The following is a 26,161-nucleotide window of genomic DNA, read 5'->3' on the forward strand; positions in this document are numbered from 1 at the left end:
TTAGTAAATCGTAAAACGGCAGGCAACCTAACTGGGTGTCTGCCGTTTTTCTTTCGCCTTCAAATAACGACTTAGCCAAGTTGGTACCTTTCGATCGAGCAGTATTCCAACGCCGATCAAAATGGCCGCAAACACACCTCCCGCCACCATTGTTGGCAACACATTATCGGCGGTGATTGAGATCGTGCATGCGATCACCAGAATCGCTACGGCGGGAAAAACAAATAACGATATCGCCCATCCCTCTCTGGCGAGTCCTGTCACGCCCAAAACAATCGCTGCCAACCCAAACGACCAGCCCGATAGGCCTGTCGGCGAAACCGAAGGTGACGAGGCGACTATTATTGTCCACCACTCCGAAAAGGATGACTGAATCGAATCAAGATCGGAAAATCCTGGATCAGAGAAAACGGAAATGATCTGGTCAAAAAGATCTGGCTCAAGAACAACCTCTTGAACGATGTAGATTGCGAATACAATCGCCATCAAAATGGCTAAACTGATTCGCATCTCCTCCCCAAGCCATTTTTGTAGTCGTGGAAAACGCTTCCGCCGATGCGTGCGATCCGACCAAGCTTCTTGCAGCATCGTGTCATAAGCAGCCTTGCGATGCCCCCGCGGTTTCGGCAGATCAACTGCCCCAAGCAAGACAGTGAACTGAGCACCCATGTTGCTAGTCGTTCCGATCGAAACCTTATCAAGGTTAAGCGTTCCAAGATGAACGTAATCCGACTTCCGGTTCGTTTGTATTCCGTGAGGTTGATGCACATGTTGCTGAGCAATCATTTCCCCATTGATGGGCCTAACATTCCCAAAGTTGGGTGCCTTGGTTACCTCAAAGTCATTCTCTCGAAGGACAAGATCCGAGCCCGGAAATTCCGTATCAATTGCATCCGCAGGCGAACGGGAAGGCATCGAGGACCGCATTCGTTTGAGTCTTCGGTAAACGACCGACCGTACTGAAAAGAGAATTCCTAGCGGGCCGCGTCGCTGCCGTTGGGATTCCGACAGCAGGTCACACATCAAGTCTCGAAATTTCGGACGGCGTCGCTTCAAGTCGGGCGAAGCTAATTGTGTGACGCGGTTGCGATAGGCCGAATATCCATACTGATATTCGTACAACGCTGACCAATTTTCGCCCAGTAACTCTGGAAGCCCAGCTTGAATCATCGGATCCTTGATGCCACTTTGCTTGAACCGACCAATCAACTCGGAAAATTCTTGCTTCATTGACTCTCGATTCTGATCCAAAGACGGCCCCAGCAACATTGCCAAGATAAATCCACCGACGCTTCCGACAACACTTCCCATAAACAATGCTGGCCACCAGCCGAACATCCAAGACCAGGTGACGATACCGACTAGAAACAGCCCTACTAAAGCGTGTTCCCAAACAGGCCATGACCGGATCCATCTCCAAACGTGATCCCGCAACAACATCCCCCCACGAAATTGTCCGGTCACTAACAATGCCCCAATCCCAGAGATCGTTAGTGCGGGGCCGAATGCCATCCAATTCACACTGATATCAACCAATAGGATTGTCAGAATCGCACCAAGGATTACCAGCGTGACCGCCGCGTAATCAACGAAGATGCTTTCACCTTCTCTCTGGAACTCGTCAGCCAGTTGCTGGCAATACCGTTGAATGGATTGATCGGGCTGATCCACGGAAGCCTCCGAATTCTCGACCTGCTGGTTGAGATCACCGTCTGGCGACTTCGCTTGAGGCGGTTGTTCAAACGATTGAAATGCCGACGTTCCTTGACTCGAATGCGTCGTGTTATGTCCTCGCATAGCCATACAGCGCAACTCCGTATCGGATGAGTAGCAATTAAACTTCGGACGTTAACTAACAGACGGAATCCCCAATGCCAGCCGATGACACCGCCACCAACCTCTTGAAGGTTTCGGGTCTGCGATCTATTGGCATCGTTGACAAAATTAGCACTTGCTTATCGATTCAATTGAGCCTGTGTTAGCGGATCAACGTGAGGTCACTGCTTGCCTTGACGCGGTCGTTTCTCGCGGGCGCAACGCCTGGGACTGAAGCTCGATGATCGGAAACAGCTCCCACACCTTGACCTTGTTTTCTTCGCCAAGCGTGGCCGCAAATGCGGGGTACGCCTTTCCGGGATCAGGCGCCGACAACGCGACGCCAATAATCGGCCCAGTGTGAGCTGGCCGCTCGGGAAGATCACGGGGTACCCGCTCCGACGCTTTGATTAGCTCCTCGCTCGTTTCATCGATCGTGATCACAAACTGTTCGCCAGTCATGGCGTCCCAAATGTACGCCATCCCGGCATCGTCTCCCATCAATAACCAGCGTCCATCTTTGCTGATCGAAAAAATGGGGTTGCCATGTTGTGTCTTTAGATAGGGAATCGTTCGCTCGATCGAGCCACTTCCCAAATTAATCACCGCAAACCCACCGCTACGACGAACCAAGATCTTCTTGACTCGGGATGTCGAGGGATCACGATCTTGTCGTCCATAACGGTCGGAATTGATGAACCAGATCGATTCACCAACCAATCGATCAAAGAATGGCGTCTTGTTTGTCACATCAAATTGCGGCTTAGTACCGGAGACATTCAGATTCGAATCCAACTTCCATCCTGTGAATCGATAACTTTTTTCCTTGTCCGAACCGTGCGCGATCAACAACGAATCATCCGGAGCAAAGGCCAGCGAAGTGATGCCGGGGGCCGCCTTGGAATTGCGTGTTACCTTGCCCTTGCTGTCGACAATCCAAGGCAATCGGTGTGAGACTTCTTCGACCAAAGTCAACTCCATTGTCTTGATGTCGGCTACGAACAAACGATGGACGGACCGTTCCCGAACACTAAACGCGATCTTGGGGTGCGTATTTGCAAACGCCATCGCGGTCACCATGCCTTCAAAGCTTCGGTACTGCGAGACCGGTTCCACGGTTTCTTGTTGTAAACCGGACACCTCGAAAATCTTCAGGATGTCGCTTTCAACTCGATTTCCGCCCGCGGTCCCAATCGCGAGGAACTGCTTGTCTCGGTTGGGCCAAGACGTGGTCGCCCAGCTCTCGGCAATCGGAAACTCTCTCGAAGTGCCGTCCTGGTTGAACACCATCACTTGCGGAACGCTCAGCACGCCCGCCGAGTTGGGCAAGGGATGAAGCTCAGACACGCGGAGGTCCTCAATTGACCAAGCATGAGCTTGCAGTTGAGAGTATCGATAGTCCCAACTAAGCAATGCACCGTTGTCACCATCGACCGAATCAGGATCTTCTTTTTCCATGATCCGATTTCCATTTTCATCGATTGGATTTCCCTGCCGATCGGTCTTCTTGTCAGCAATATCATGGACTTCCTGGACCGTGCGGTAGCGACCTCGCTTGCGTTCCGGAGGCCGCTTGGACGAAGGACGCGCCGCATAGAGAAACTGATCTGTAAACAACAATTCAACGGGCCGAAATCGCGGGTCCAGACCGAACACAAAGTTGGTAGGTGCTGCAAAGTATAGATTGCTAAATCCACCCGAATAGGTTCGCTGCATTTCTGACACTTCTGATTCCATCATTTGCCGGCGACTGCTCGACAAGCGTCGTCGTTCATCTGAAAGTCGTTCTGATGTCGTGCTGTCGGTTCCTTCCATCGATAGAATTTTGCGAAGACTTTGTTTTGCCGCTGCCTTTGCTTCGTTGTCGCTAGCGATCAAGTCAAAAACCTTCAGTACATTCGATGCCCCTTGGCTGCCCGCGATCAATGCTTGACGTGCTGCATCGAAAGGATCGTCCTTCGACTCACGCTCGACACTCGGCGGGACCAAATCCAGAAGTTTCCATTGCGCGAACGATCGCATGTTGAGAACGGAAGCTTTTGGGTCAGGCAATAGGGTTGAGAAACTCCACGAATGAACTTGTTGATCTACGCCGCCAGTAACGAACTCTTCGTTTTCCTTCAAAGGTGATATTCCAATGATTGGCCCGTCATGGGCTTTACCACGTGCAATCTCCCGATTTTCTTCAAGACTCCACACCTGAATCGATCCGTCGCTTCCTCCCGCAAACAAGAACTTGGAATCCGAGCTAAAAGTCGCTGCAGTAATCGGAACGCTCATTGCCACATTCGATATTGGCTCAACCGGCTCGATGTTTTCAGCGAATGATTCTGTCTTCCAAATCCCGATGCTATTTTGCGGGTCATCAAAGACCGCAAGAACAAACTTTCCATCCGCGGAAATCGTTGCCGTGCGAACACCCGCATCGAGTCCTTTCAAACGTACGTGCTGCCTATCTAAAGAAGATCGGTCACACCAAAACAGCTCTCCTGGACTGGTTGCGACCAGAACAAAACGAGCATCAGTGGAAAAACTCAGCGAAGCGATTTCACTATCCGACACGTGCCATTTGCCCCGAACTGACACGCTGTGCACTGTTACCGACCCGTCCAGTTTCCCAATCAGCAGACACGAGTCGTCCAAAGAAAACGCAATTGCCGAAAGACTCTTGACCGCCGGGGTTTCTTCTAACAACTCACCACTCGAACCATCGCGAATTTCGCAGTGCCCGTCGGAGAATGCAACGGCAAGCAAGGTGCCATCATGGGAATACGTTACATCGAATACGTCACTCGCCAATGCAATGCTTCGTTTGGCTTCAGGTTCACGCAGATTCCAAATTAGAAGCTCATTGGATTGTTTCGAGGGATCGTTTCCGACTCCAGCTATTCGCTCGCCATTCGAATGGACGACCGCCCTTTTCACCAACGTATTCTCAGCCGCAAGAGTTTTCGGCCATATCACTTCCGATGTTGCTCGCTCACGCAAGTAAGCGATTTGCACGCTTCCGTTTTGATCCACGACCACTGCGAAATCGCCGTTACTAGCAAACTGAATAGATGAAGCGGGGCCCGTAACGTCAGCGTCGCTGTCTTGGAGCCCCACCGGCGTGCCCGCGCTCTGATCGGTGATTGGTAGCCCCCATTTCCGCATTTCACCGTTCAAAGCGGCCGTTAAAAGAGCTTTGCCACCATCGATTATCTGCAAGTCGACAATCGGTTCTTGGTGAGCCTGCAATTGCACCTTCTTTAACTGAGCCTGCTCTGGAATCCACAACGTCACCTGCCCACCTGCATCTCCGACCATGAACCCCTTGCCTTTGAAGCCGGCTGCTATGCAGGTTGGTTTCGAACGGAGTGTTCCGTTAGGAAATGGCTTTGCCTCCAATTGTTTCTTACCAATCGACCAAAACACGATTTGGCTTTCGTCATTCGCTCCCAAGACAAACTGGTCGTCCTGGTAACTCATTAGTGAAGCGATGCCAGAGCTTCCACTCGTTAACATGGAAGGATTATCATTCGAACTCGACCAAAACTTGACATCGCCATCCATGTCGCCGGTTGCTACCAAATCGCCGGTTCGATTAATTGCGGTCGCTGTGATTGAGCCATCATGACCCTTCCGAGGTGGTGCGGCATCCAACCGCTGTTGCTGAGTCTGGCGAAAGCGATCAAGCCCTTGCTGCTGAGCGAGCGGAAAGACTTTGAACGTGCCACCGGCACCTCCTACAACCACTTGCGATCCATTTTCATTGATCGCAAGTGCTGACGGAGTGATCTCGGGATTGAACACCAGACGCGTAACTTCTTTCGATTCAACGTCAAAGATTCCTACGGCGTCGCTGGTACCTGTAAACGCGACTGACTGTCCCAATCCGCTGAACGAAAGATGTTTGTTGTGAGCAGGCAACTGAACCCACTCGTCGGTATCTTCGCTCAACTCGGGCGACGACGTCATGCTATCCGTAGCATCAGCGGATTCATGCTTCGACGCGGCCAAAAGCGACGACTCAGACGCATCGTCCTTCTGAGGCCTTCCATCATCTGATTTCTTCGCCGGTGGCTCCTTAGCTTCCTTCTTTTCCGGCGTTTTGCCTTCGTCTTTCTTCGGAGTCTGCGTTTTCTTATTCTGTTCTTCAGCCTCGCTGTTTGCTCGTTTGATTGCTGCACGCTGTTTAGCGATACGCATCATCTTGTCCTGGTTGCTTTCCCCACCACATCCCAGTGGCAGAGTAAAGAGCAGGAGCAGGCAAAACAGTCGGTAAGCGAGAGACATATGGCACCGAAGGAAGAGGGGGTAAATCCTTTGTGTGATCCTATCTTTCGACTCCACAAACGAATAGGAACTCACACCCCACAGCTCCAATTCTTAACGCAGTCTTTACACACACCTTCACAACAGATGGCTATCTGAGGTGGCCTGGGTTTTGGAGCTAAACACCACGCGATACACCACCACGCAAGCGTTTCATCAAAGACAAATGTGTCAACCTACTTGGTCGCTACGCGCGGAGGTACGAAGATCGGCAATCTAGACTCCCAACCTTTGTATAGAACATCTCTTAGCAACTGGCGACGAAAAGCCATATCGCCAGCAACCAAACGTTTCGCATAACGCATGCTGTTGACCAATCGAGAGTGAACGCCGTGCTGCCCGATAAAGCAGTACTCCCATGTGTTGCTTGCCTTGACGTTTTCGACATTGCCAATGACCGCGGCAACGTCCATCACGTTCAAAACAACCAAGCAATTGCCTAAATGCCATTCAGGCTCTGCTATCCATTTGTCACCGAAAAACGCGTCAAAATCGGTTCAAAAACGGGAACTCGCTTCATTCCGGCAACTTATTGGCTGCAATAATGCGGCATGAGAAGCCGCAGCATGTCATGTCGTGCAATGCAGTCGGAGTCAACAAATCAGATCAAGTCGGTTTTGGCATGATGCCAATCCAAATTTCGCGCAGCACCGGGCCTTCGCCTTTGCCCGTTAGCACGGCAACGAGATACTCCATCCCGATCGCATAGGTACCATCCGCTGAACCGTATTTTCGAAGATGATCTCCGACAACTCGTTGGTCCGCAGCAAACCGACGACGGAATCGAGACACTTCGCCAGCGTCTTTTCGCAGTTGCGCCCAGGGATAACGAAACGAACGGCTTGTGTTTCACTCATTCGTCGCCTGCCACGATTCGGGCTCCGTCAAGCCATCGCCTGCAACCGCAGTGCGAGTCGCTTCGATCCGTGCAAGTCGAATAATCTGCCGCTGCAATGAGTGCGACTGTGCCTGCATCCGAAACCAAACCACAGGAGCCATCAGCATGAAGATGTAAACCATCAGGTCCGTACCGCGCCCGATACCGAGTTGCCTCGACAGTTCACTAGTCCAAGTCGGCTGAGCGATCAGGGCGAACGCAAGACACCAAGCCAAGACACGGATGACCCGCAGTGTTAGGTTACCACGTCGTTGACGAAGCCCGCGAATGTCCAGCAGAACGACCAAAACGAGAACCGGCAAAACGATGTACTGGAACGTGTTCATTTGACAAACCGCCCCAGCACCAAGTCGCCACCGATTCGAGCTGCATCAAATGTCGACTGACCCTTTTCGAGAGTTGCTTCGGTGTAGCGAATTGTGACGGGGACCTCTTCGTATCGTAAACCTTTACGCGAGATCTGGTCCAGGATCTCTGACGCGTGCGCCATTCGCGGCTGCTTTATCTCAATCGACTCGGCTGCGTGTCTGCTCATCGCACGAAAGCCATTGTGCGCGTCGGTGAGCTTCAATCCGGTTGTCAGTCGCGTGAACAAAACGGCCGCTTTCAACAGCAACATTCGCTGCATCGGCATGTTTTTCGACTGGCCCAGAAACCGCGACCCGAGCGCGAGATCACACCGCCCCGCTTGGACGGGAGACAGAAGTTTCGGTATTTCAGTCGCGTCGTGTTGACCATCCCCATCGAAGGTGACCAGAAAGCCAGCCCCGCGTGAAAGCGCGAACTCGATACCGGTTCGCAACGCAGCACCTTGACCGCAATTGATTGGATGCTGAAGCAGCCAGACCGGAAACCGTTTTGCGATTGCGTGCGTTTGATCTAGCGAACCATCGTCCACCACGACAACTTGAAAATTCCCGCTGGGACTATCACGCAAGGCGTGAAGTAGCTTCTTCAGCGTCAACTCGAGTCGATCAGCCTCGTTGTACGCAGCGACGACAATCCAACTTGTGGAGGTCGACGCAGTCGTAGCAGGGGGGACAAGTTTCATGCCCCATAAGATGACGTGTCCATGCGTTTGAACAAGCCAAACGCGATGAAGGTTTGATGAACCTTCGCGGTAGAAATGCGACCGGTTCGTCGACGCTGTTAGCGACGAGCAGCTTGGCGAATTTGCTGAACGAGCCGAGCGTCGGGTTGGTTCAGCGTAAGGACCTGCTCACGAGCTTCGCCGTTGCGATCACGAATGATCACGATCATTTCGGAAGCCCCTGAAATTCCAGGTGCGACTGAACCTTGACTTTGGTCCATTCCGATTTGACTTGTCGCCATTTCGTTAGCGTCAAAAGTCATCGCGGCGGGCGAGCTAACCGTCTTGGACCGGTCTGGCGATGATACCGAACCGTTACCAGCGTATGCGTCCGATCCCGGTTTTGCTTCATAGAGACGTGATAGTTTGACTCGATCTAATTGCCACTTGATAGAACCTGGACCGGTGTAAATTCCGATGTCGGATTTGTAATCGGCAGCGTTACAGACACCGATCAAATGGCCACGCTCGTCAAATAACCCGCCACCGCTGCGTCCATCGATGGGAGCACCCGAGATTTCAAGGTTCGAGCCACCAATGTTTTGATTGTACTTATCGACACCGGTAATCCGAGTGTCACGGCGAGATGGATCGGCACCGCGATCGCAACCGAAACTGAAAGCGGTCTGCCCCACTCGCACCTGTTCGTTTTCGCGAATCACATCCACCGCCTGAACAGCAAACCCGGGACGAATGGCGACCAAACCGATGTCACGATCGCCAGCATCGAAGTCGACCAAGTGGCCAGTGACGGTCTGCGGTTCTCCACCGACAAACACATCTACTTCGATTTTGTCTTTACCGTCACCGTCACGGAAAAGGTGACCACACGTGAGCACCAATGCCTCGTCTCCATGAACGTCGATAATGGTGCCCGTACCAGCACCGTAGCCTCGACCGTCGAAGACACGCAAGCGAACGGTCGCAGCTTGAGCTCGCTCTACCGCGTCGGCTAGCGAAGTGCTCGGCATCGCTTCCATCGCAATATCGGAGGCGGGATTGGCCGAAGTCAGAAATTCGTCGCCGGCGTTGGAGCCACCACTGGTTGAATCGAGCGAACGCCAATCACCGCTATTCATCGCTCCGTTGTCTTGACCAAAATCTCGGCGAACCGAACGGCTGGGTGCCGAAGCCAAAGATGGTGCGTTACCCGCCATCGGTGCCAAACGAGTTAGCGGCTCAGGCATGGATGCGGGACGGCTTTGGTTGCCGGTCGCAAAATCGCTGCGAGTCGGAACGATTGGGCCGGATGTGTTCTGTTGCAGTGCAGCACGCAGTTGACTGATCGACTGGGTTCCCATCAAACGCGTGACTTCCTTGCCGTCACGCAAGATCACATAGGTGGGAGTGCTACGAATCTTGAAGCGTTGAGTCAGTTGAGGTTCGGCTTGCACATCGACTTGGCGAACAGGCACGCCACGGGCAATCAATTCCGAGACGATTGGCTGCATCGCACGGCAAGGAGAGCAATGTTCCGAGCTGAACTCCATCAGCACGGCATCGGCAAAAACGGATGAAGCCCCAAAGCAAACGAACAAACACACCAAAGTGGACAGGCGGCTTGTCCCGAAGATACTCCAGCCCTGTTTTCCCGAAGGACTGGTTAGGCGAGACGGGCTTGGCTGGTTCGTCGTAAATGCACCACTTTGGCGCAGAGAAGTTGCGTGAATCGTTCGCACAGTCCGTCCCTCCCTGGACGTTTTTGAAGTCGGGTGCGTCGGGACAGATGAGCAGGGCACCATGATCCTTCACAGCAACCCGATGGCCCGACGCGGGCGTGATGGTCATCGATAGAGGCGTGCGACCACAACCCCAATGAATCAAGCAGCACTGAAACTTGAGACTTTTTTAAGTTTCACGCTAAGAAAAGCGAAAAAAGACTCGGTGTCATTACATCTGTTCATCGCCAATTAGGTCGAACTTCGCCCGCACCGGCCTCTTCTGCACGCCAGCGAGCCTCAGGAATCACCCGGCGAAAATCGGTGGGTTTGCCTCGAATCGATGCATTCATCAACAACAACCCCAACCGAACCTGTTCGCGTTTTCGCAATGGCGCTTCGATCACCCCCGGTGCTAACGAAGCAGCAGAGCCTCGCAGAAAAACGGTCACATTGTTGAGTGCGTCGCCTAGGTTAGGCCCGGCATTGCCACCGACCACGATGGTGCCGCCCAACGCCCCGGAGCCTGTATCTTCCCCGACATCGCCTCGTACAAAAATACTGCCGCCCCGCATGGCGGCCCCCACGCGAGGCCCAGCCGAACCATAAATCGCGACGGTTCCTCCCGTCATCGCTGCACCCAGCCCACACCCGGCTTGGCCGGTAATCCGAACTCGGCCACCCGAGACGCCTTCGCAAGCACCGTCGCCGACGCTGCCTTCCAAGTGAACGTCGACTCCACAACAACAAGCGAAAGCGAAATCGCCCAAGTTGCCTTCGGCATGGATCCGAATGGGGTGCCGAAGACGCATGCATGCCGCGTGCTGACCTTTCAGTCCAGTCAATTCCAACAACGGTGGAAGTTGCTCGTCGCCCGACGCGGATCCATCCTGTTGCTCGGCAGTGGGAATCGGCATCGCATGCACTGCCGCTCGCAACTCTTCGAGAGTACAGCTACCCAAATCGATCGTTTGGCTGGCGTTCAGGTCGTCGTTCACTATCAAAACTTCCTCGTTTGCTTGTGATACGTCATCAGCGAAACTGAAATCAGTGCCACACATTCGCACTGGCGACCGTCCAGTTGGCAGAGAATCACCCAGCACCGGACAACTTGGTGACTTAAACCTCCGCAATCGCTTCCACGATCGATTGTAGCCTGACGCCCGCGGTTGAGGAGACCGCCAAAACATCGTCATGGCTGGCTGTTTGAGGCGCATCCGGGACGGCCATGTTGGTGACCACCGCAATCGCCAGCGTTGCCAGCCCGGCTCGGCTTGCCAAAACGAGCTCCGGAACCGTGCTCATTCCAACCAAATCGAATCCCCACGTTCGCATCATCCGGCACTCCGCCCGGGTCTCATAATTGGGCCCGGTCACCGCCAAATAACTGCCGCGATGCAGCCGGATCCCGTCTCGACGACTCACCATCGTGGCGATTTCGGCGAGTCCATCGTCGCAGGTCGGCCCACAGTGGCGGTTGGCTGGCCAAGCGTGCGCAGTCGAGCTGTCCACATCTCGACCAGCAGCCAAGCTCCCACCTCCCAAGCTCCCACCTCCCAAGCTCTCAGCCCTCAAGCTCCCAACCTCGTAACTCTCTGGCCCCAAATTCCCAAACCCCAACAAGCCGTGCAGCAAACTCATGTGCTCGTCGATCATGACCAAATCGCCAGTCTGGTAACGAGGATTCAAGCCACCTGCGGCGCAGCTCACGATCACGGCCCGCGGCTGAAGGGATGCCAACAACGCCATCGGGCGAGTGACCGCGTCGATCGAGTGGCCTTCATAGACATGCAAACGCCCCGCCATTGCAATGACCGGCGCCCCGGCGAGCCAGCCCAGCAGGAATTCGCCACGATGCCCGGCTGCGGTGGCCGTCGCAAACCCGGGGATCTTGCCGTAAGGAACCGAAATGGGGGAAGAAATCTGATCCGCCAAACCTCCCAATCCGCTGCCCAGCACGATGGCGATCGGCGGTCGAGCGAGGCAGGCTTCACTCCATTTGGGTGCGTTGCCCAAAAGTCGTTCTCGGGCTGAGGCCGCATCAAATCTATCTTGATTGCCCATCGACGGGTTCGCATTTCGGTCCGCTTTGCCATCAACGCCTTGATTCAATGCTTGGATCCTTCGAATTTTAAAATAGTTTAGGGCGTCAGCGGGCCTACTCAACGTGCGTTCGGAGCTCATTCCGGGCACGAAACGCTGGCACAGTGGTCGCACTGGCCCAGAAATTGCCCCCAAACACAGGCATTCGCCGTTTTGGGCTTTCCGTTAGGGCAGTCCTTTGCGATATTTCCGGCTTCGCTGCATTTTTGGCTTTGCGCCTCGCGCGAAATCTTACCCCATCAACACCCTCACGATCGAGGCATTGGCCTCCGAACCAGCCGGTTTTCCTAGATGCACGCGTTTGTCGCATCCCGGCGTTTCATTGATCGAGCGTGTACGTCAGCCTAGGTAAAGAAGAATGAATCTGGAGAAAGTCCGAAACATCGGTATCAGTGCACACATTGACTCGGGCAAGACAACGCTAAGTGAACGAATCCTGTTTTACAGCGGTCGTATTCACAAGATCGAAGATGTTCGCGGTGGCGGTGACGGCGCCACGATGGATCACATGGAACTGGAAAAAGAGCGTGGAATCACGATCACCAGTGCCGCGACTAGCGTTCAGCACAACGGCTACCACATCAACCTGATTGACACGCCCGGCCACGTTGACTTTACCGTCGAAGTGGAACGTTCGTTGCGTGTTCTCGATGGTGCGGTTTTGGTTCTTTGCAGCGTCGGTGGCGTGCAAAGTCAATCAATCACCGTTGACCGCCAAATGAAGCGGTACCAAATTCCTCGCGTCGCGTTCATCAACAAGATGGACCGTACCGGTGCGAACCCACGCCGCGTTGTCGAACAACTTCGCGAAAAGCTGGGCGCAGATGCCTTCTTGGCCCAAATCCCAATCGGTGCGGAAGAAAACTTCCGTGGCGTGGTCGACCTGATCGAAATGGTGGCTTACACCTTCGAAGGCGACCAAGGCGAAAAGGTTGTCACCAGCGAAATCCCTGCTGACTTGAAAGACGAAGCGGAAGAATCACGCGTTGCGATGTTGGACTCGCTGTCCAACTACAGCGACGAAGTGATGGAATTGCTGCTTAGCGAAGAAGAAGTGCCTAAGGACATGGTCTACAAGGTCATGCGTCAAGCCGTTTTGAATGGTGCGACTCCCGTATACATGGGCAGTGCTTACAAGAACAAAGGTGTTCAGCCACTGCTCAACGCAGTCACCGAATACCTGCCAAGCCCGCTCGATCGCGAAATCTACGGACGCGACCCTGCCGACGAATCGAAGAAAATCGAACTGTCTCCCGATCCAGACAAGCCATTCGTTGGCATGGCATTCAAGATCGTCGAAGACCCGTTCGGTCAACTTACTTTCATGCGTATCTACCAAGGTACGATCAAAAAGGGCGAAGCTTACACCAACCAACGTTCTAGCAAGAAAGAACGATTCAGCCGCATTGTGCGAATGCACAGTGAAAAGCGGGAAGAAATCGACGAAGCTGGCCCTGGTGACATCATCGCGGTCATGGGCATCGACTGTGCATCCGGGGACACCTATTGCAGCGAGCGAGATTACGCGACGTTGGAATCGATGTTCGTGCCAGAGCCCGTCATCAAGATCGCCGTTAACCCGCTTAACCGTGGTGATGGCGACAAGATGAGCAAGGCGTTGCAACGTTTCCGTAAGGAAGACCCAACCTTCAGCGTCTACACGGACGAAGAAACCAACGAAATCTTGATTTCGGGAATGGGCGAACTGCACTTGGAAATCTACATCGAACGAATTCGACGTGAATACGGCGTCGAAATCGAAGTCGGTGCACCGAAGGTTTCCTACCGTGAAAGCCCGACTCGCGAAGTCGAATTCAACTACAAGCACAAGAAGCAAACCGGTGGTTCAGGTCAATACGCTCACATCGTTGGCAAGTTGATCCCAATCGAATCGGATAGCGAAGACAGCTTTGAGTTCGAGGAAAAGGTTGTTGGCGGTCGTATTCCCAAGCAATACATCCCGGCTGTCGAAAAAGGCTTCCGCGATATCTTGGGCAAGGGTCCGATCGCTGAGTACCCCGTTGTGGGAACTCGTATCGAGCTTCTAGACGGTAGCTACCACGACGTCGACTCCAGCGAAAAAGCTTTCTATACCGCCGCTCAAGGTTGCTTCCGAGAGTACTTCAAGCAAGCCGCTCCGAAGTTGCTCGAGCCAATCATGAAGGTCGAAATCGAAGTCCCCGAAGACTTCCAAGGTACCGTTACCGGTGACGTGATTCGTCGTCGTGGTTTGATGACCAGCAACGATACCAACGAAGGCATGACCGTCATTCTTGCTGAAGTCCCATTGGCCGAAACTTTCGGTTATGCGACTGACTTGCGTTCGATGACTCAAGGTCAGGGAACGTTCACGATGGAATTGGCGGCTTATCGCCAGACTCCTTCGAACATCCAAGAAGAGATCATCGCCGAGAAGAAGAAAGACGAATAAGGTCGCCAGCGTCTAGCGACGCCTGGTTAATCTTTTAACTTGAAATTCGATCAGCTGAGATGCACAAGCGTCTCGGCTGATTTTTTTTGGATAGCGAGCCGCGAAGATTGCTCAACAACGTGCCTGACATTTCATTGAAAGCAAGCTGCCTATTTAGCGGCAGCCGGTAGCTTCCCAACAATCTCCAACCATACGGGTTCCGTCGCTGGCACGGGCACCGTTATCCGCACGTTTTGTATCGCCGGGCCGCCTGGGATGGCAAAACGAGTAGCCGGATATACCGAGCCAGCTCGAACTTCGACCTTGGCTTTCGGCGCACTTTCGGCCTCCGCTGTTGGCAGCCACCAGACTTGGCGATTCGGTATTCCCGTGTACCGCCATTTCTCGTTCAGCCCTGCCGGATATTTCAGCTTTGTCGCGTTGACGACATCCGTTGCCAAAGTCAACCGAAACATCTCAACGTTGGCACCCAGCATCAACTCTCTTGGCAACTTTGCCAGTGGTATTTCTCGCCAACCATGGGACTCACCATCCAGCTCTTCGCTGTCCGAAGATTCCACTGAGTCGATTTTGCCATAGAGCCCGGCAACCGTCTCAGCATCCTCTCGCAATTCCACCTCTCGCCACAAAAACCTTGTATCGAATTGCGTTACGAACTGAACCGCTTCCATCGGCGTGCTACCAGCGGATGCACGCGGTAGGAAGCCGACTCGGTTTGGGTGCTCAGCGTCAAATAGGATCTCGACAATAGGCAGAGCCCCAGACGCAAGTCGCTTAAAGTGCGCAAAAACTCGCATCGTTTTACCATCACTAGCGATAGCGTTTTCTACGATCGCTTCCCTGGACTCGCTGTCGCCAATCTTTACAGGACGAACGATCGTATCACTCAATGTAAGAAGGTCAGCGGGTGGAGACGCAAACTGAGCTTCGGTATCGTTAGCGGGCGTTTGCCCTACAGGTACCGGCCGGACGGAAATCCCAAGCGGGCAATATGGATACACATCTCGATTGTCACCCAACGTTGAACTTAGCGACGGCGAGATGCCTATCAATCCGTTTAGATCCGGTTGATCGGACCGGAAGACACTGATTCCTTGACGATGGCCAGCCCCAATTTGGCCGCGAGTGTTGGGAGGCACGTAAAAAACGGACGGAGATTTAGGTACCTCAGACGCTGGCGAGATCCACAGAAAGTTCCCTTTGCTGTCGTACTCGTCCGGTATATCGATCGCCTTATACTTCGAGAGCGGATGATTAACTTCGAAACGTTGCACCTTTAGCTTGAGTGGCTTATCTAGTTCATAGGCTTTGGACTGTCGCGAAACCACACTCGTGCTGGAACTACCGTGTGTCGCCAACCATGTCTTTGGGTGATGCTGTTGCAGGACCACTTCGTCGTCTAGATAGACAATCGAATGAAACCCTTCCTCGTCTTTCGTACATTTGAAGTCAATCGAATGCTCGCCAGCCGGTAGAGCAATCGCTTCATACTTAGTTGGGTAACCAACCGAATTCACGAAGACAGTCGCCAGCCTCAATTCAAGATTGGCGTCAGAAGCCACGCTGTACTTCCAACTGCTAATATTGCTGAAGATACCAGGCAACGAGCAAACGTTTAGCTTTGCTTCATCGCTAATAATTAAGTCCGTCGTGACCAGCCGCAGGTTTTCGATTTCCGACTGCAGGACCGGAATTTGACTTCGCACCATCAGGGCTGGGAGCCATGCCGCGACTACGGCCGTCAACAGCAACAGTTCCAACAAGCCGAATCGAATCCATCGGCCCGGCGATCGTATAGGTGCAGACAACCGCCCCGCTTCCGGCTTATCAGATGGCTTTGCCGGTGAATCGTACGCGTCCGCGATCACAATTTGGTCTCCTGCATGGAGCTGGTCTCCCCGTTGGACCAAGCGGTGAAAGCTGCTTTGTGATCAGCACCATAAAGGTAGACGACGAAACCCTGATACAAACCATGTTCGGACTTACCATTCCGTTTCTTAGCGATGGTCTTTTCACGCAACCGGAGCAAACAGATTGCCTCGTCCTCATCAAAATCGCGAGTCCGCTCCTTCTCGTTCACAGGCACTTCAACAACAAAGTCACTGAGTGAGTCGAGCTTAAAATCAACGGGCATTTGAGTCGTACTGGAGCCACCATTCCCGCTGAGACAGAACATCCATCTTCCGTCGCAATGAATCAGTGCCAATGTCGCAAGCACTTCGCTGGACTCAGCTTTGCCGGTGGTCCAGGTACCGCCAGAACCACCGCGTCCGCGTGGCGAATCCGCCGCCACCAACCCTTCTTGCATCTGGTAGGAAGGTCCGTAGTTTGCCGGAACATACATGCGATATCGCCACACATATGCCTGATCCACCCCCGATGGAATGATCTCTTTATCAAACGGCACATAAGATATCGCGACCTTTGCGGGATCTTGCACCTCTAAAAACCCGACCCGCTTCCTGAGATCCGATCGAATATCACGCAGTCGAGCGAGATCAGTGTTGTACCTAATGGTGAAGCCGATACCGACAATCGCCAGCGACAACATGACAATCCGAACGATCCGAATTCGGCGCGGTCCGACGATGGACATGTTCGATTCCAGGAAAGCGTGCAGTCAACGAGTGTCCTGTTCTAACAAACAATTCAATCGCTAGCTGGACAACACCACGGCAGCAGGCAAAAGTCCCAGAAGAATCGGAAGCGGACCTCTCCCCAACCAAAGTATCCAAGCTTCACCGGCCACCAAGCCCCAGTGGTCCTGTGGCCCTTCCATCCTAAAGCTCGGCCTCATCGTCATCTGCTTCCTCGTCTTCGGATGGTTCCTCATCCGATTCGCGGTAATAGACGCGTTGGAATTTCGGTAGAGGATCAAATGCTAGCTGATCGACCAGCACGCCCTGTTCTTTCGCCATGCGTAGCGTTGCGACTGCGTCGCCGTATCCGCCACCCACTTCGGTAATCCCTCTCAACAAGCCTGGCAGAGTCGCCTCAACTTCGGCAAACGCATCGGCTTGTCCGGGACGGAATCGACTGATTCGAAATTGCTGACTCGTGCTCCCAGAATTGTCCGAGACCGATGAATCCGTTTCGATTCGACGAACTACGATGCCACTCGGGCCGATGAAGAACGAGTCCATCGCTAAAGGCGACATCGTCCCCATCAATACAATTTCCGACTTCCGATTCAACGAAACGATCACTGCGGGGGTGCCTAACGACGGCACTTGGTACAAGCGGAACTTGCCGCTCAGGTTCATTGTATTCAGAGCCGACTTGCCGTCTTTCCGTTCTCGAAGCGTGACCAACGCACCGTAGCGTGTTTCAAGACTGGCTTCATCCATCAACGAAAGCACTGCGGTAACTACAGCCGGATCTTGCAATCCTTGCAACGCAGCTAACGACGGAGCACGGAACGCGGGATGCGAACGCACTCCCGCGATCAAAGGTTCGATCGCCTCTTTGCGTCCTAAGTATGCGAGCGATTCAGCAGCGTAGAATCGCAATTCTGGATTCGAGTTCTGTGCCCCTTCGATAAGCGTAGGAATCGCGGCTTCGCCCAATGCTTCGAGCTGGATTGCGGCATCCGCAGCGGTGGGTGGGTTCCGCAAACGCTCGGCAAGCGTGATCAGCTTTGCCTGCGTCCCGGTCGATTCTGGAGCAACCGTGACGGCTCGAACCACCGCCATCAAACGGTCTTCGTGGTTTCGGTAACGGGGATGAACATCCAACTCGATGTAGTCATCTTCCACGGGTTTCGCGATGCCTCGACGGGTCGTTCCGTCAAAGAAGTAGAAGCGTCGATTGATCGCGTCAGCAATGGCTGTTGATATTTTGACATGCTGGAATTCTGGACGTAGAACCAACCCCAACTTGCGGTCTTTTTGAACCAGTCCGCCTGACAAGATTCGTCCTGAAACTTGAAGCGTTGCGTCATCAGTCCCGTCGAAATCGGCTCGTGTCAGCACCGCTCCGGTACCAACGGCCATCACACCGCTGCTGCGGACGGTGTTTTGCAACATCTGCTGGTGCCGCAAACGGGTGTCCAACAACCAACCACCATGCAGGTCAGATGCTTCCGTCTTCGGAGGTGTCAGGATCTGCAAATCGATCGGATCACCGCGTCGAGCTCCGGGCGGAATCAAACCGCGAACCTGCACCAAGGCGGTGTCATCCCGTTCCAGATAGTCGTTGGGCTTGGCAATTTCGTTTCGCTTCATTTCCTCTAACAACCGGTCCCGAAACAGCGACGGCAAGGCCGGGCCGCCTGTTCCAGGCAATTGATTAACAACCGCGACACCATCGACCCGAATTTCGTTGAGTCCCTGGGGTACGGCGGCTTCACGCACCAATTCGGGCGGTTTAGGTGGAGAAAGTAGTTTTGGAAACCCTTCGTCCTTGCCGTTCGAACTGTCACCGCGATTGAACAGCGAAGTGCAGCCTGCCACAAACACCCAAAGACTGCATGCGAAGGCAGCTTGAACCATCTGGAAACGTGAAAAAGGCATAGCTTGGAATGCAAAAAAGGAAATTTCTCGAGTCGACTTTGATCTCAACGCTTAGGAGCTAGCGAATTGCCCATCGCAAGCACAAGTGACGTTTTGTAAGCTCGCAGTTTCACGAAGCCCCCGGTGGGCTCCCGTTGTCGCACCTAGAGCAGTCATCGCAGCATGTTGATCGTACTTTCACCCGCTAAAACCATGGATTTCGAGTCCGCCGTTCCCGTCAAATTACCGGCGAGTTTGAAAGTTGGATCGCGGGCCCGATCGGAACAATGTCCCGCTCTGATTAAACGCAGCAGCGAGCTTGCCAAATTGCTGAAATCTCAGACGCCTGACGACCTACGCCGAATGATGGGGATCAGCGAGGCTCTGGCTGAGCTGAACCACAGCCGCTTCCAGGACTGGGCGACTCCCCACCCAACGGACGGCTCGAAAGAGGCTCTCTTTGCGTTCCAAGGCGATGTCTACCAGGGCCTGAACGCTGATTCATTCACACCCAAGCAACTCGAAGTCGCTCAGGATCAGATCCGGATCCTGTCGGGGCTCTACGGCGTACTGCGGCCGCTCGACCATATCCTTCCGTACCGCCTGGAAATGGGCACCACGCTCGCCAATGAGCACGGCAAAGACCTGTACGCGTTTTGGGATGACGACATCACCCAGGAGCTTGCCAAACAAATGGAAGAAAACCAGTCACGCTTCCTACTGAACCTGGCTTCGAACGAGTACTTCCGCAGCGTCAAACGAGCCCTGCTTCCAGCCGACGTGGTCGCCCCCGCGTTCAAGGAAAAGAAGAACGGCAAATACAAGATCATCAGCTTCTTCGCCAAGAAAGCTCGCGGCACGATGGCCGCCTGGGTGATTCGCAATCGAGTTCGGACGCTTGCCAAACTGACTCAATTCGACGAAGACGGCTATCGCTACGACGCTGAGTCCTCAACCGACAAAGTGCCCGTGTTTTTGCGTGGCTGATTCGGAACTCGAGACGCGGCGTCAGCTTCATGAACTAGCCAACGGGTCACTGGCCAGCGTTCCACGACAAGCACTAAACAACTCAATCGCCTGAACTGTTTCGCGAACGTCGTGCACTCGTAAGACATGTGCCCCGGCAACCGCAGCGGCCAACGAGACTCCCAATGTGCCCGCAAGTGGATCAAACGCTTGACCGGTTTTTTCGGTGAGTCCCGCAAGCCGCTTCTTGATAAAGCCCTTACGAGAATGGCCGATCAGGCACACGCATCCTAGGTCAGTGAAACACTCGACACCTCGCATCAATTCAAAGTTGTGCTCGTGCGTTTTGCCAAATCCGATTCCTGGATCCAAACAAATCCGCTGCTGACCAATGCCGGCTTCCAAGCAAGCGTCTCGACGCTGAATCAAATACTGCCGTATCTCTTTCACCACGTCACCATACGTAGGTGCGTCCTGCATCGTTTGTGGCGTTCCCTGCATGTGCATGACGCAGACCCCCGCCCGTGACTGCAAAGCGAGCGAGACCATCTCGGGGTCACCCTCCAATCCCGTCACATCGTTGATGATCTCGGCTCCAGCTTTCAAAGCCGCTTCGGCGACTGACGCCTTGCTGGTGTCGATACTAATCGGGATCGAAAGCCGCCCAGCCAGTCCGTCGATGACCGGCACAACGCGGCGAATCTCTTCGTCCGCCTGAACCGGTTCACTGTAAGGTCGAGTGCTCTCACCACCGATGTCGATGATGTCGGCCCCATCGGCCTGCATCTGCAACGCGGCGTCGATTGCCAACTCAACCGTGCATGACTCCGGCGCGTTACCAATGGAACTGTCACCTGACGAAACTTCACCTACGGCGAAACGACCGCCGTCGGAAAAGCTATTCGGCGTTACATTCAGGATGCCCATCACCAATGGACGCCCCGTGTAAGTCAGCGTCCGCCGCGACGTTTGCCATACCGCACTAGTAGCGGGATCACGTTTACCAGAACCTGGGCTCATGTATACCGTACGTTTTGATGCTCAGGCTCGAAGAATGCCGATAGCATCGAATCCACCCGCAACAACCCTTCGCGAGTTAGCGTCACTCGGTCGTCGCTGATCTCAGCTAAGCCCTGTTCCACATAGCCATCCCAAACCTCTTGCCATTGCTGGACGATGTCGGTGTCGAACTTCTTTGTAAAATAATCTCGCTCTAAATAGCCACGTTTAAGCAGCAGGATCATTTCACGGATCAGCGTTTGATGCGGCGTTGGCACAAAGCCTCGCCCCAAAGGCAGTTCGCCCTTTTCGATCGTTTCCAAATAAGCCGGCATGTGCGGCAAGTTTTGGTAGTGCACACCACCGGCGTGACCGAAACTGGCAATCCCGGTCGCAATCAGGTCGGCACCCTTCCAAAGGTTGTCGCGGTAAGAAAAACTCACCATCCCACTGTCTTCGCCCAGATCTTTGACCAGCGTGTAACCACTGCTGACCTTATACCCGGCGGCAATCAACTCGTCGAAGGCGTAGTCCACCCAATCTCGTTTAAGCTGCCAAGTGGCGACCGGGCTTTCAATCTTCTTGCCCAAGATGTCTTTGCTGTAGATCGTGTTGAACGGCAACTCCATCTGATAGATCGTCACGCTTTCAGGCGACATCTCGATCGTGCGGCGAATGTTGTCTTTCCAATTGTCCCAGGTCTCGCCCACCATGCCAGCGATCAAGTCGATATTCACATTGGCAAAGTCAGCCGCTTCGATCCATTCCCAAGCGTTGAAAACTTGCTTGGACAAGTGAGCTCGGCCGTTGTCCTCAAGAAGTTGGTCCGAGAAATTCTCGATGCCTAAACTCAATCGGGTAACCCCCAGCGTTTCCCGAAGCGTTTTGACTTTGGTTTCGCTAAGCGTGCCCGGTTCGCATTCAAACGTAACCTCTTCCGCACCATCCCAAGTGATATGTTCACGAAGACGGTCGGCTAGTTTGGTCAATTGCTTGGGGGACAAAAAGCTGGGTGTTCCACCACCGAAATAAACGAACCGGAACGGCCGATCCCCCATCACGGGCAGCTTACTGACCATCGAGATTTCGTTGCACAATGCATCGACATAACGTTGAACTTCAGCCGCTTTGACATCCGTAAAAACCTTGAAGTAGCAAAACTTACAACGTTTACGACAAAACGGGATGTGCAAGTACAAACCCAGCGGGCTGTTGTCCTGCGGTGGTTGGTTCAGCCGCTCGCGAACATCCGACAGCGCATCACCTTTCCACTGACTGTACGGCGGATAGTTCGAGATAAAGACACTGCCTACTTCGGTTTTGTCGTCGCTCGATGTGTTTGTCATTATTGATTCGCTGTAATGTCAGTTCGATTGAATCCAGGCCACCGGCCCAGATCTTAAACACAGGTCGTTTACCCATGTCAATGAAGTTGCAGGTTCCACACCCGCATCCAACTTCTGGTGAGCTAGAAACTTTGGTGAGCTTTAAAATTCGGTGAGCTAGAAAATTTCTGTCGCGTCGTTTCTTGGAGCGTCGGTTGTTTGGGCGTCGGTTGTTAGGAGTCTAAAATCTGCTCATGCGTTGATTATTCATCTTCCGTCGTGCCAAAACACCTCACCACACCCTCATCATCGGCAATCAGCAAGCGTCCATCCACAATGGCCGGAGAAGCAAAAAAGCCGCCTCGAATTTCGAATGACCAACGCTCGGTCCCATCTTCTAGGGACAATCTTAACAACCTTCCATCGGTCGATGCGATCCAGACATCATTACCGACGATCAAGGGGGAAGCGTCCGCTCGCCGGCGGAGGGTCGTACGCCAGATCTGTTTACCTGTTGCTCGGTCAATCGCGTCGACCTGCTTATTGCGGCTCGAAACAACCACTCGTGTTTTCCCAATCGCGGCACTGCCTCGATATTCCTGGGCTCGATCGGGGTCCTCGTATTGCCAACGCTCGTCGCCTTTTGCCAAATCGAACGAGTAAAAGACCCCATCCATGATTGGCAGATAAACTTCACCGTCCGCAATTGCTGGTGTACTTCCCGTTGGCCCCTCTAGCGGAATTGGCTCTCGGATCGCCTTACCAGTCGCCAGGTTCACGACGTGCAAACCGCCGTCACAACCGCCGAGCAACGTCGTTCCGTTACCAATCGAAGGGGCACAGCGGATTTGGTCGCCGGTTTCGTACTTCCAAACCAAAGCCCCTGTGCTGGCATCGAAACAATACAAACTTCCATCTTGGCTGGTCTGTAAAACCCGAATTTTGGAACTTGGCTTCGGCGGAACTGCTGGCACACCGGCAATCTCCGCGCTCTCACCTGAAGCCTCCGAGACGTCTGGGGCAGACGCAGCTTCCGCCGGTACGACCGCGAAAAACGAGGCCGATGCATTGATCTCGCCGTCCGTCGTTTGTTTCCAAAACGTGTCGCCGGACTCAGGATTCAACGCATAGACATTTCCTTCCACATCACCCACGACCAGCAACGCGCGGTTCGCAGAGTCGTTTCCCGAACTTTCCGGCAAGTACAAAGACGGCGAGGCAACAAACCCAGTATCAAACTCCTTACGCCAGAGCGACGATCCATCCGCCAGGTTCAACGCTTGCACTCCGCCCATCACATCGGCAACGAAAACTCGTTTACCATCGCTGACGGGGGTGGATTCAATCGCCTCGGGCAACTTGGTTTCCCATAACACCTTCAAATCATCGGGCAATATTACAGATGTGGCTCCAGTTGCCCCGGCATCACCTCGCGGGCTCAACCAATTCTTGGTGCCCGGAGCATCGCCCTCGCTAAGCGGCACCCAACGCACCGATTCGGCCGCCTTCGCTGTGGTCTGGGTTTGGCCAGCTGGCAGAGCCTCTGGTGTTTCGGCTGTTTCCGCCGCCCAGGCTGCACCACTGATTACGAGGCAACAGGCGATCGATGTGGCTAGTTGGCTCCAAAACGATTGTGTCATCGGTGGCAAAATCTACGAAAGGAGACTGGAGAGATAGCCGAAAAGGCTAATTTGAAGTTCGCCGAACCGAATCGTTCCAGAATCGGTCTGGCTTATACGGTGTCCGGTCGAGTGGCACGCAAGTATTATACCCACTTGGTCAGTCAATCCAGCCGGTTGGCGATTATTAACCCTGCCGTTTGCGATGCAGCGTAGGGACCTTTTCAGAACCGATTTTGAGTTATTTTGCATGATTTGCGTCAGCCTGGGGCGTGCCCGCCACAAACGAATGATCGCTGAACACCAATTCTTGGTGGAACAAGGCGCTGAATTGGTTGAGCTGCGACTCGATTTCATCACCCGAGCAGTCAACTTAAAGCGTCTCCTGGACGATCGTCCCGGCCCTGTCGTTGTGGCCGTCCGGCGCAAGGAAGACGGCGGACGGTGGGAAAGGTCCGAAGCGGAACGCATGACGCTGTTGCGGAGTGCGATTGCTGCGGGCGTGGAATACATCGATATCGAAGCCGACATTGCTTCGGAAATCCCACGATACGGGAAAACCAAGCGAATCATCAGCTACCACGATTTCAGCGGCACCCCCGACGAACTGGACGAACTTCACGAGGCGATGGCCGCCGAAGATGCCGACATCGTCAAAATCGCCACGATGGCCAACACGTTCTCCGACAACATTCGGATGATCCAGCTCACTGCCAAAGCAAAAATCCCAACCATCGGGATCTGCATGGGCGAAACGGGCATGATGACCCGAATCCTGGCCAACCGCGTCGGCTCGCCGTTCACCTACTCCACCTTCAGCACCGACAAGAAGCTCGCTCCCGGTCAACTGAACTGGAAGGAGATGAACAGCCTCTATCACTACGATTCGATCAACAAAGACACCGCTCTGTTTGGCGTGATCGCGGACCCAGTCGCACACAGCCACAGCCCGCTGATTCATAACGCGGCGTTCATCGACTCCGGCATCAACGCTCGCTACCTACCGTTTCGAGTGCCTAAGGATGACCTACACACGTTCATGAACACGTGTCACGACATCGGCATCCAGGGGATCAGTATCACGATCCCGCACAAAGAAGCGTCGATGAATTACTGCACCCAAGCCGAAGCAAGTGCGAAGGGAATCGGTGCTATCAACACAATGATCTTCGATTCCAACAAGGAACGCCTGGGTTACAACACCGATTACCGAGCCGCGATGGACTGCATCGAAGAGACCCTCGGTATCGAGCGTGGAGCTGAAAATTCGCTGCAAGGAAAGACCGCTTTAATCTTGGGTGCCGGCGGTGTGTCCCGAGCGATCGCATGGGGCCTACGACAGCGACAATGCGATGTCACGATTTCATCGCGAACCGAAGAACGCAGCCGCACGCTGGCTGGCGAGATTGGTTGCCATTCGATTCCCTGGAAAGAACGTCACACCATCGCCCCACACCTATTGGTCAACGGCACACCAGTCGGCATGCATCCCAACGTCGACGACTCTCCCTTCGAAGAAGCCGCTATTAACCAGTTCATGGTGGTCTTCGATACCGTCTACAATCCCGAAAACACGCTGTTGATCAAACAGGCTCTGCGCCGATCAGCGAAAGTCATCACCGGCGTGGATATGTTCGTCCGCCAAGCCGCCTACCAATTCCGGCTATTCACCGGCAGCGACGCGCCCACAGACTTGATGCGTCAGAAAATTAAGCAAGCTACCAACCCCGTCCAACTGAACTAGATCACCATGCTTCGAAGCCAACTCATCCACCCCGAGATCACCGCCATCCTTGCCGCAGCAGGGCACCACAGCACCGTATTGATCGCGGACGGCAACTACCCCTCGCTGAACAAACGCGGCCCCAATGCGAAACTGATCAGCATGAACCTGACACCAGGCCTGATCACAGTCGACCAGGCCCTCCAGGCAATCCTCTCTGCGGTGCCGATCGAAGGTGCTGCGACCATGCAAACCGAAGCCGATGGCCCTTACGCCCTCGATGGCGATCCTCCCGTGTGGGAGGACTACCGCAAGTCCATTAAGGCCGCGGGCCTCGACTTGGAACTGAAACCACTCGAAAAGTGGGAATTCTATGACAACGTCATCACGCCAGACCATGTCCTGACGATCCAGACTGGCGACCAACAACGCTACGCCAACCTGCTATTGACGATTGGCGTACGAATGGACTGATTCAGTCCGGCCAAATTAGCGTCTGGATATTTTCTGGACGCCAAGGAAGAACAACACGATCGAGACGGTGAATCCAGCCGTCGCGATCGACAGCTGAGCTCCATCCCAATTGTTGCCTGCGTTTCCCCAGCCTTCGTTTTCAAAATCGAGGCCCAACGAGACGCAAAATAACGTCAGGGACATCAGAAACACGAGCACGCTGATCGCGATTAGCACAGCGCCCAATCGTTGGCCGGGCGACAAGATCAGCCTAAGT

At 53.9% G+C, this 26,161-nt stretch carries 20 protein-coding genes; 4 read left to right on the forward strand and 16 right to left on the reverse strand.

From position 1 onward, the window contains the following. Window positions 1-27: 27 nt before the first annotated feature. The 9 genes from ACR3ZL_RS22535 to ACR3ZL_RS22575 form a co-directional block, all read right to left on the reverse strand. On the reverse strand, window positions 28-1,803 hold the full coding sequence (locus ACR3ZL_RS22535; RefSeq protein ID WP_473650839.1) for a hypothetical protein: 1,776 nt from the start codon (window positions 1,801-1,803) through the stop codon (window positions 28-30). Window positions 1,804-1,986: 183 nt separating this feature from the next. Then, window positions 1,987-6,006, reverse strand: a complete 4,020-nt coding sequence (locus tag ACR3ZL_RS22540) for a WD40 repeat domain-containing protein (protein ID WP_473650838.1) — start codon at window positions 6,004-6,006, stop codon at window positions 1,987-1,989. A 299-nt stretch (window positions 6,007-6,305) separates the two neighbouring features. Next, window positions 6,306-6,560 (reverse strand): hypothetical protein, encoded by a 255-nt coding sequence (locus tag ACR3ZL_RS22545; RefSeq protein WP_486172981.1) that lies wholly within the window; start codon window positions 6,558-6,560, stop codon window positions 6,306-6,308. Window positions 6,561-6,800: 240 nt separating this feature from the next. Next, window positions 6,801-6,986 (reverse strand): hypothetical protein, encoded by a 186-nt coding sequence (locus tag ACR3ZL_RS22550; protein WP_473650835.1) that lies wholly within the window; start codon window positions 6,984-6,986, stop codon window positions 6,801-6,803. Further along, window positions 6,979-7,353, reverse strand: a complete 375-nt coding sequence (locus ACR3ZL_RS22555; protein ID WP_473650834.1) for a DUF2304 family protein — start codon at window positions 7,351-7,353, stop codon at window positions 6,979-6,981. The genes ACR3ZL_RS22550 and ACR3ZL_RS22555 overlap by 8 nt, the downstream gene beginning before the upstream one ends. Then, window positions 7,350-8,078 carry a glycosyltransferase family 2 protein gene (locus ACR3ZL_RS22560; RefSeq protein ID WP_473650833.1) on the reverse strand — a complete coding sequence of 243 codons (729 nt, stop codon included), beginning with the start codon at window positions 8,076-8,078 and terminating at the stop codon, window positions 7,350-7,352. The genes ACR3ZL_RS22555 and ACR3ZL_RS22560 overlap by 4 nt, the downstream gene beginning before the upstream one ends. A gap of 98 nt (window positions 8,079-8,176) precedes the next feature. Next, window positions 8,177-9,607 carry a trypsin-like peptidase domain-containing protein gene (locus ACR3ZL_RS22565; protein ID WP_473653484.1) on the reverse strand — a complete coding sequence of 477 codons (1,431 nt, stop codon included), beginning with the start codon at window positions 9,605-9,607 and terminating at the stop codon, window positions 8,177-8,179. A 410-nt stretch (window positions 9,608-10,017) separates the two neighbouring features. After that, the gene (locus ACR3ZL_RS22570) at window positions 10,018-10,773 is read right to left on the reverse strand and encodes a tributyrin esterase (protein ID WP_473650832.1); all 756 of its coding nucleotides are present in this window, start codon (window positions 10,771-10,773) and stop codon (window positions 10,018-10,020) included. 121 nt (window positions 10,774-10,894) lie between these two features. Beyond that, entirely contained in the window at window positions 10,895-11,887 is a 993-nt protein-coding gene (locus tag ACR3ZL_RS22575) for a purine-nucleoside phosphorylase (RefSeq protein WP_486172982.1), read from the reverse strand. 349 nt (window positions 11,888-12,236) lie between these two features. Between ACR3ZL_RS22575 and fusA the strand changes: the two genes are divergently transcribed. Continuing rightward, window positions 12,237-14,309, forward strand: a complete 2,073-nt coding sequence (gene fusA / locus ACR3ZL_RS22580; RefSeq protein ID WP_473650830.1) for an elongation factor G — start codon at window positions 12,237-12,239, stop codon at window positions 14,307-14,309. 149 nt (window positions 14,310-14,458) lie between these two features. On the opposite strand, the gene ACR3ZL_RS22585 is transcribed toward fusA, so the two are convergent. From ACR3ZL_RS22585 to ACR3ZL_RS22595, 3 genes are all read right to left on the reverse strand, one after another. Further along, entirely contained in the window at window positions 14,459-16,177 is a 1,719-nt protein-coding gene (locus ACR3ZL_RS22585; protein WP_473650829.1) for a hypothetical protein, read from the reverse strand. After that, on the reverse strand, window positions 16,174-16,905 hold the full coding sequence (locus ACR3ZL_RS22590) for a hypothetical protein (protein WP_473650828.1): 732 nt from the start codon (window positions 16,903-16,905) through the stop codon (window positions 16,174-16,176). The genes ACR3ZL_RS22585 and ACR3ZL_RS22590 overlap by 4 nt, the downstream gene beginning before the upstream one ends. A 184-nt stretch (window positions 16,906-17,089) precedes the next feature. After that, window positions 17,090-18,820, reverse strand: a complete 1,731-nt coding sequence (locus ACR3ZL_RS22595; RefSeq protein ID WP_473650827.1) for a flagellar basal body P-ring protein FlgI — start codon at window positions 18,818-18,820, stop codon at window positions 17,090-17,092. Between the two features lie 162 nt (window positions 18,821-18,982). Here ACR3ZL_RS22595 and yaaA point away from each other — a divergent pair, with 162 nt between their 5' ends. Continuing rightward, window positions 18,983-19,786 (forward strand): peroxide stress protein YaaA, encoded by an 804-nt coding sequence (yaaA, locus tag ACR3ZL_RS22600; RefSeq protein WP_473650826.1) that lies wholly within the window; start codon window positions 18,983-18,985, stop codon window positions 19,784-19,786. Between the two features lie 27 nt (window positions 19,787-19,813). Here the strand turns inward: yaaA and folP are convergent, their stop codons facing one another. From folP to ACR3ZL_RS22615, 3 genes are all read right to left on the reverse strand, one after another. Continuing rightward, window positions 19,814-20,785 carry a dihydropteroate synthase gene (folP, locus tag ACR3ZL_RS22605; RefSeq protein WP_473650825.1) on the reverse strand — a complete coding sequence of 324 codons (972 nt, stop codon included), beginning with the start codon at window positions 20,783-20,785 and terminating at the stop codon, window positions 19,814-19,816. Continuing rightward, on the reverse strand, window positions 20,782-22,110 hold the full coding sequence (locus ACR3ZL_RS22610) for a coproporphyrinogen-III oxidase family protein (protein WP_473650824.1): 1,329 nt from the start codon (window positions 22,108-22,110) through the stop codon (window positions 20,782-20,784). The genes folP and ACR3ZL_RS22610 overlap by 4 nt, the downstream gene beginning before the upstream one ends. 242 nt (window positions 22,111-22,352) lie before the next feature. Next, the gene (locus ACR3ZL_RS22615; RefSeq protein WP_486172983.1) at window positions 22,353-23,729 is read right to left on the reverse strand and encodes an outer membrane protein assembly factor BamB family protein; all 1,377 of its coding nucleotides are present in this window, start codon (window positions 23,727-23,729) and stop codon (window positions 22,353-22,355) included. A gap of 229 nt (window positions 23,730-23,958) precedes the next feature. Here ACR3ZL_RS22615 and aroE point away from each other — a divergent pair, with 229 nt between their 5' ends. Next, complete coding sequence (aroE, locus tag ACR3ZL_RS22620) at window positions 23,959-25,452, forward strand: shikimate dehydrogenase (RefSeq protein ID WP_473650822.1); 1,494 nt, start codon at window positions 23,959-23,961, stop codon at window positions 25,450-25,452. Between the two features lie 6 nt (window positions 25,453-25,458). Further along, window positions 25,459-25,905 (forward strand): RbsD/FucU family protein, encoded by a 447-nt coding sequence (locus ACR3ZL_RS22625; protein WP_473650821.1) that lies wholly within the window; start codon window positions 25,459-25,461, stop codon window positions 25,903-25,905. A gap of 15 nt (window positions 25,906-25,920) precedes the next feature. On the opposite strand, the gene ACR3ZL_RS22630 is transcribed toward ACR3ZL_RS22625, so the two are convergent. Then, a complete protein-coding gene (locus tag ACR3ZL_RS22630; protein WP_473650820.1) occupies window positions 25,921-26,088 on the reverse strand; it encodes a hypothetical protein in 168 nt (55 codons plus the stop codon). Window positions 26,089-26,161 lie beyond the last annotated feature (73 nt).

This window comes from Rhodopirellula sp. J20-39, from assembly GCF_057365095.1.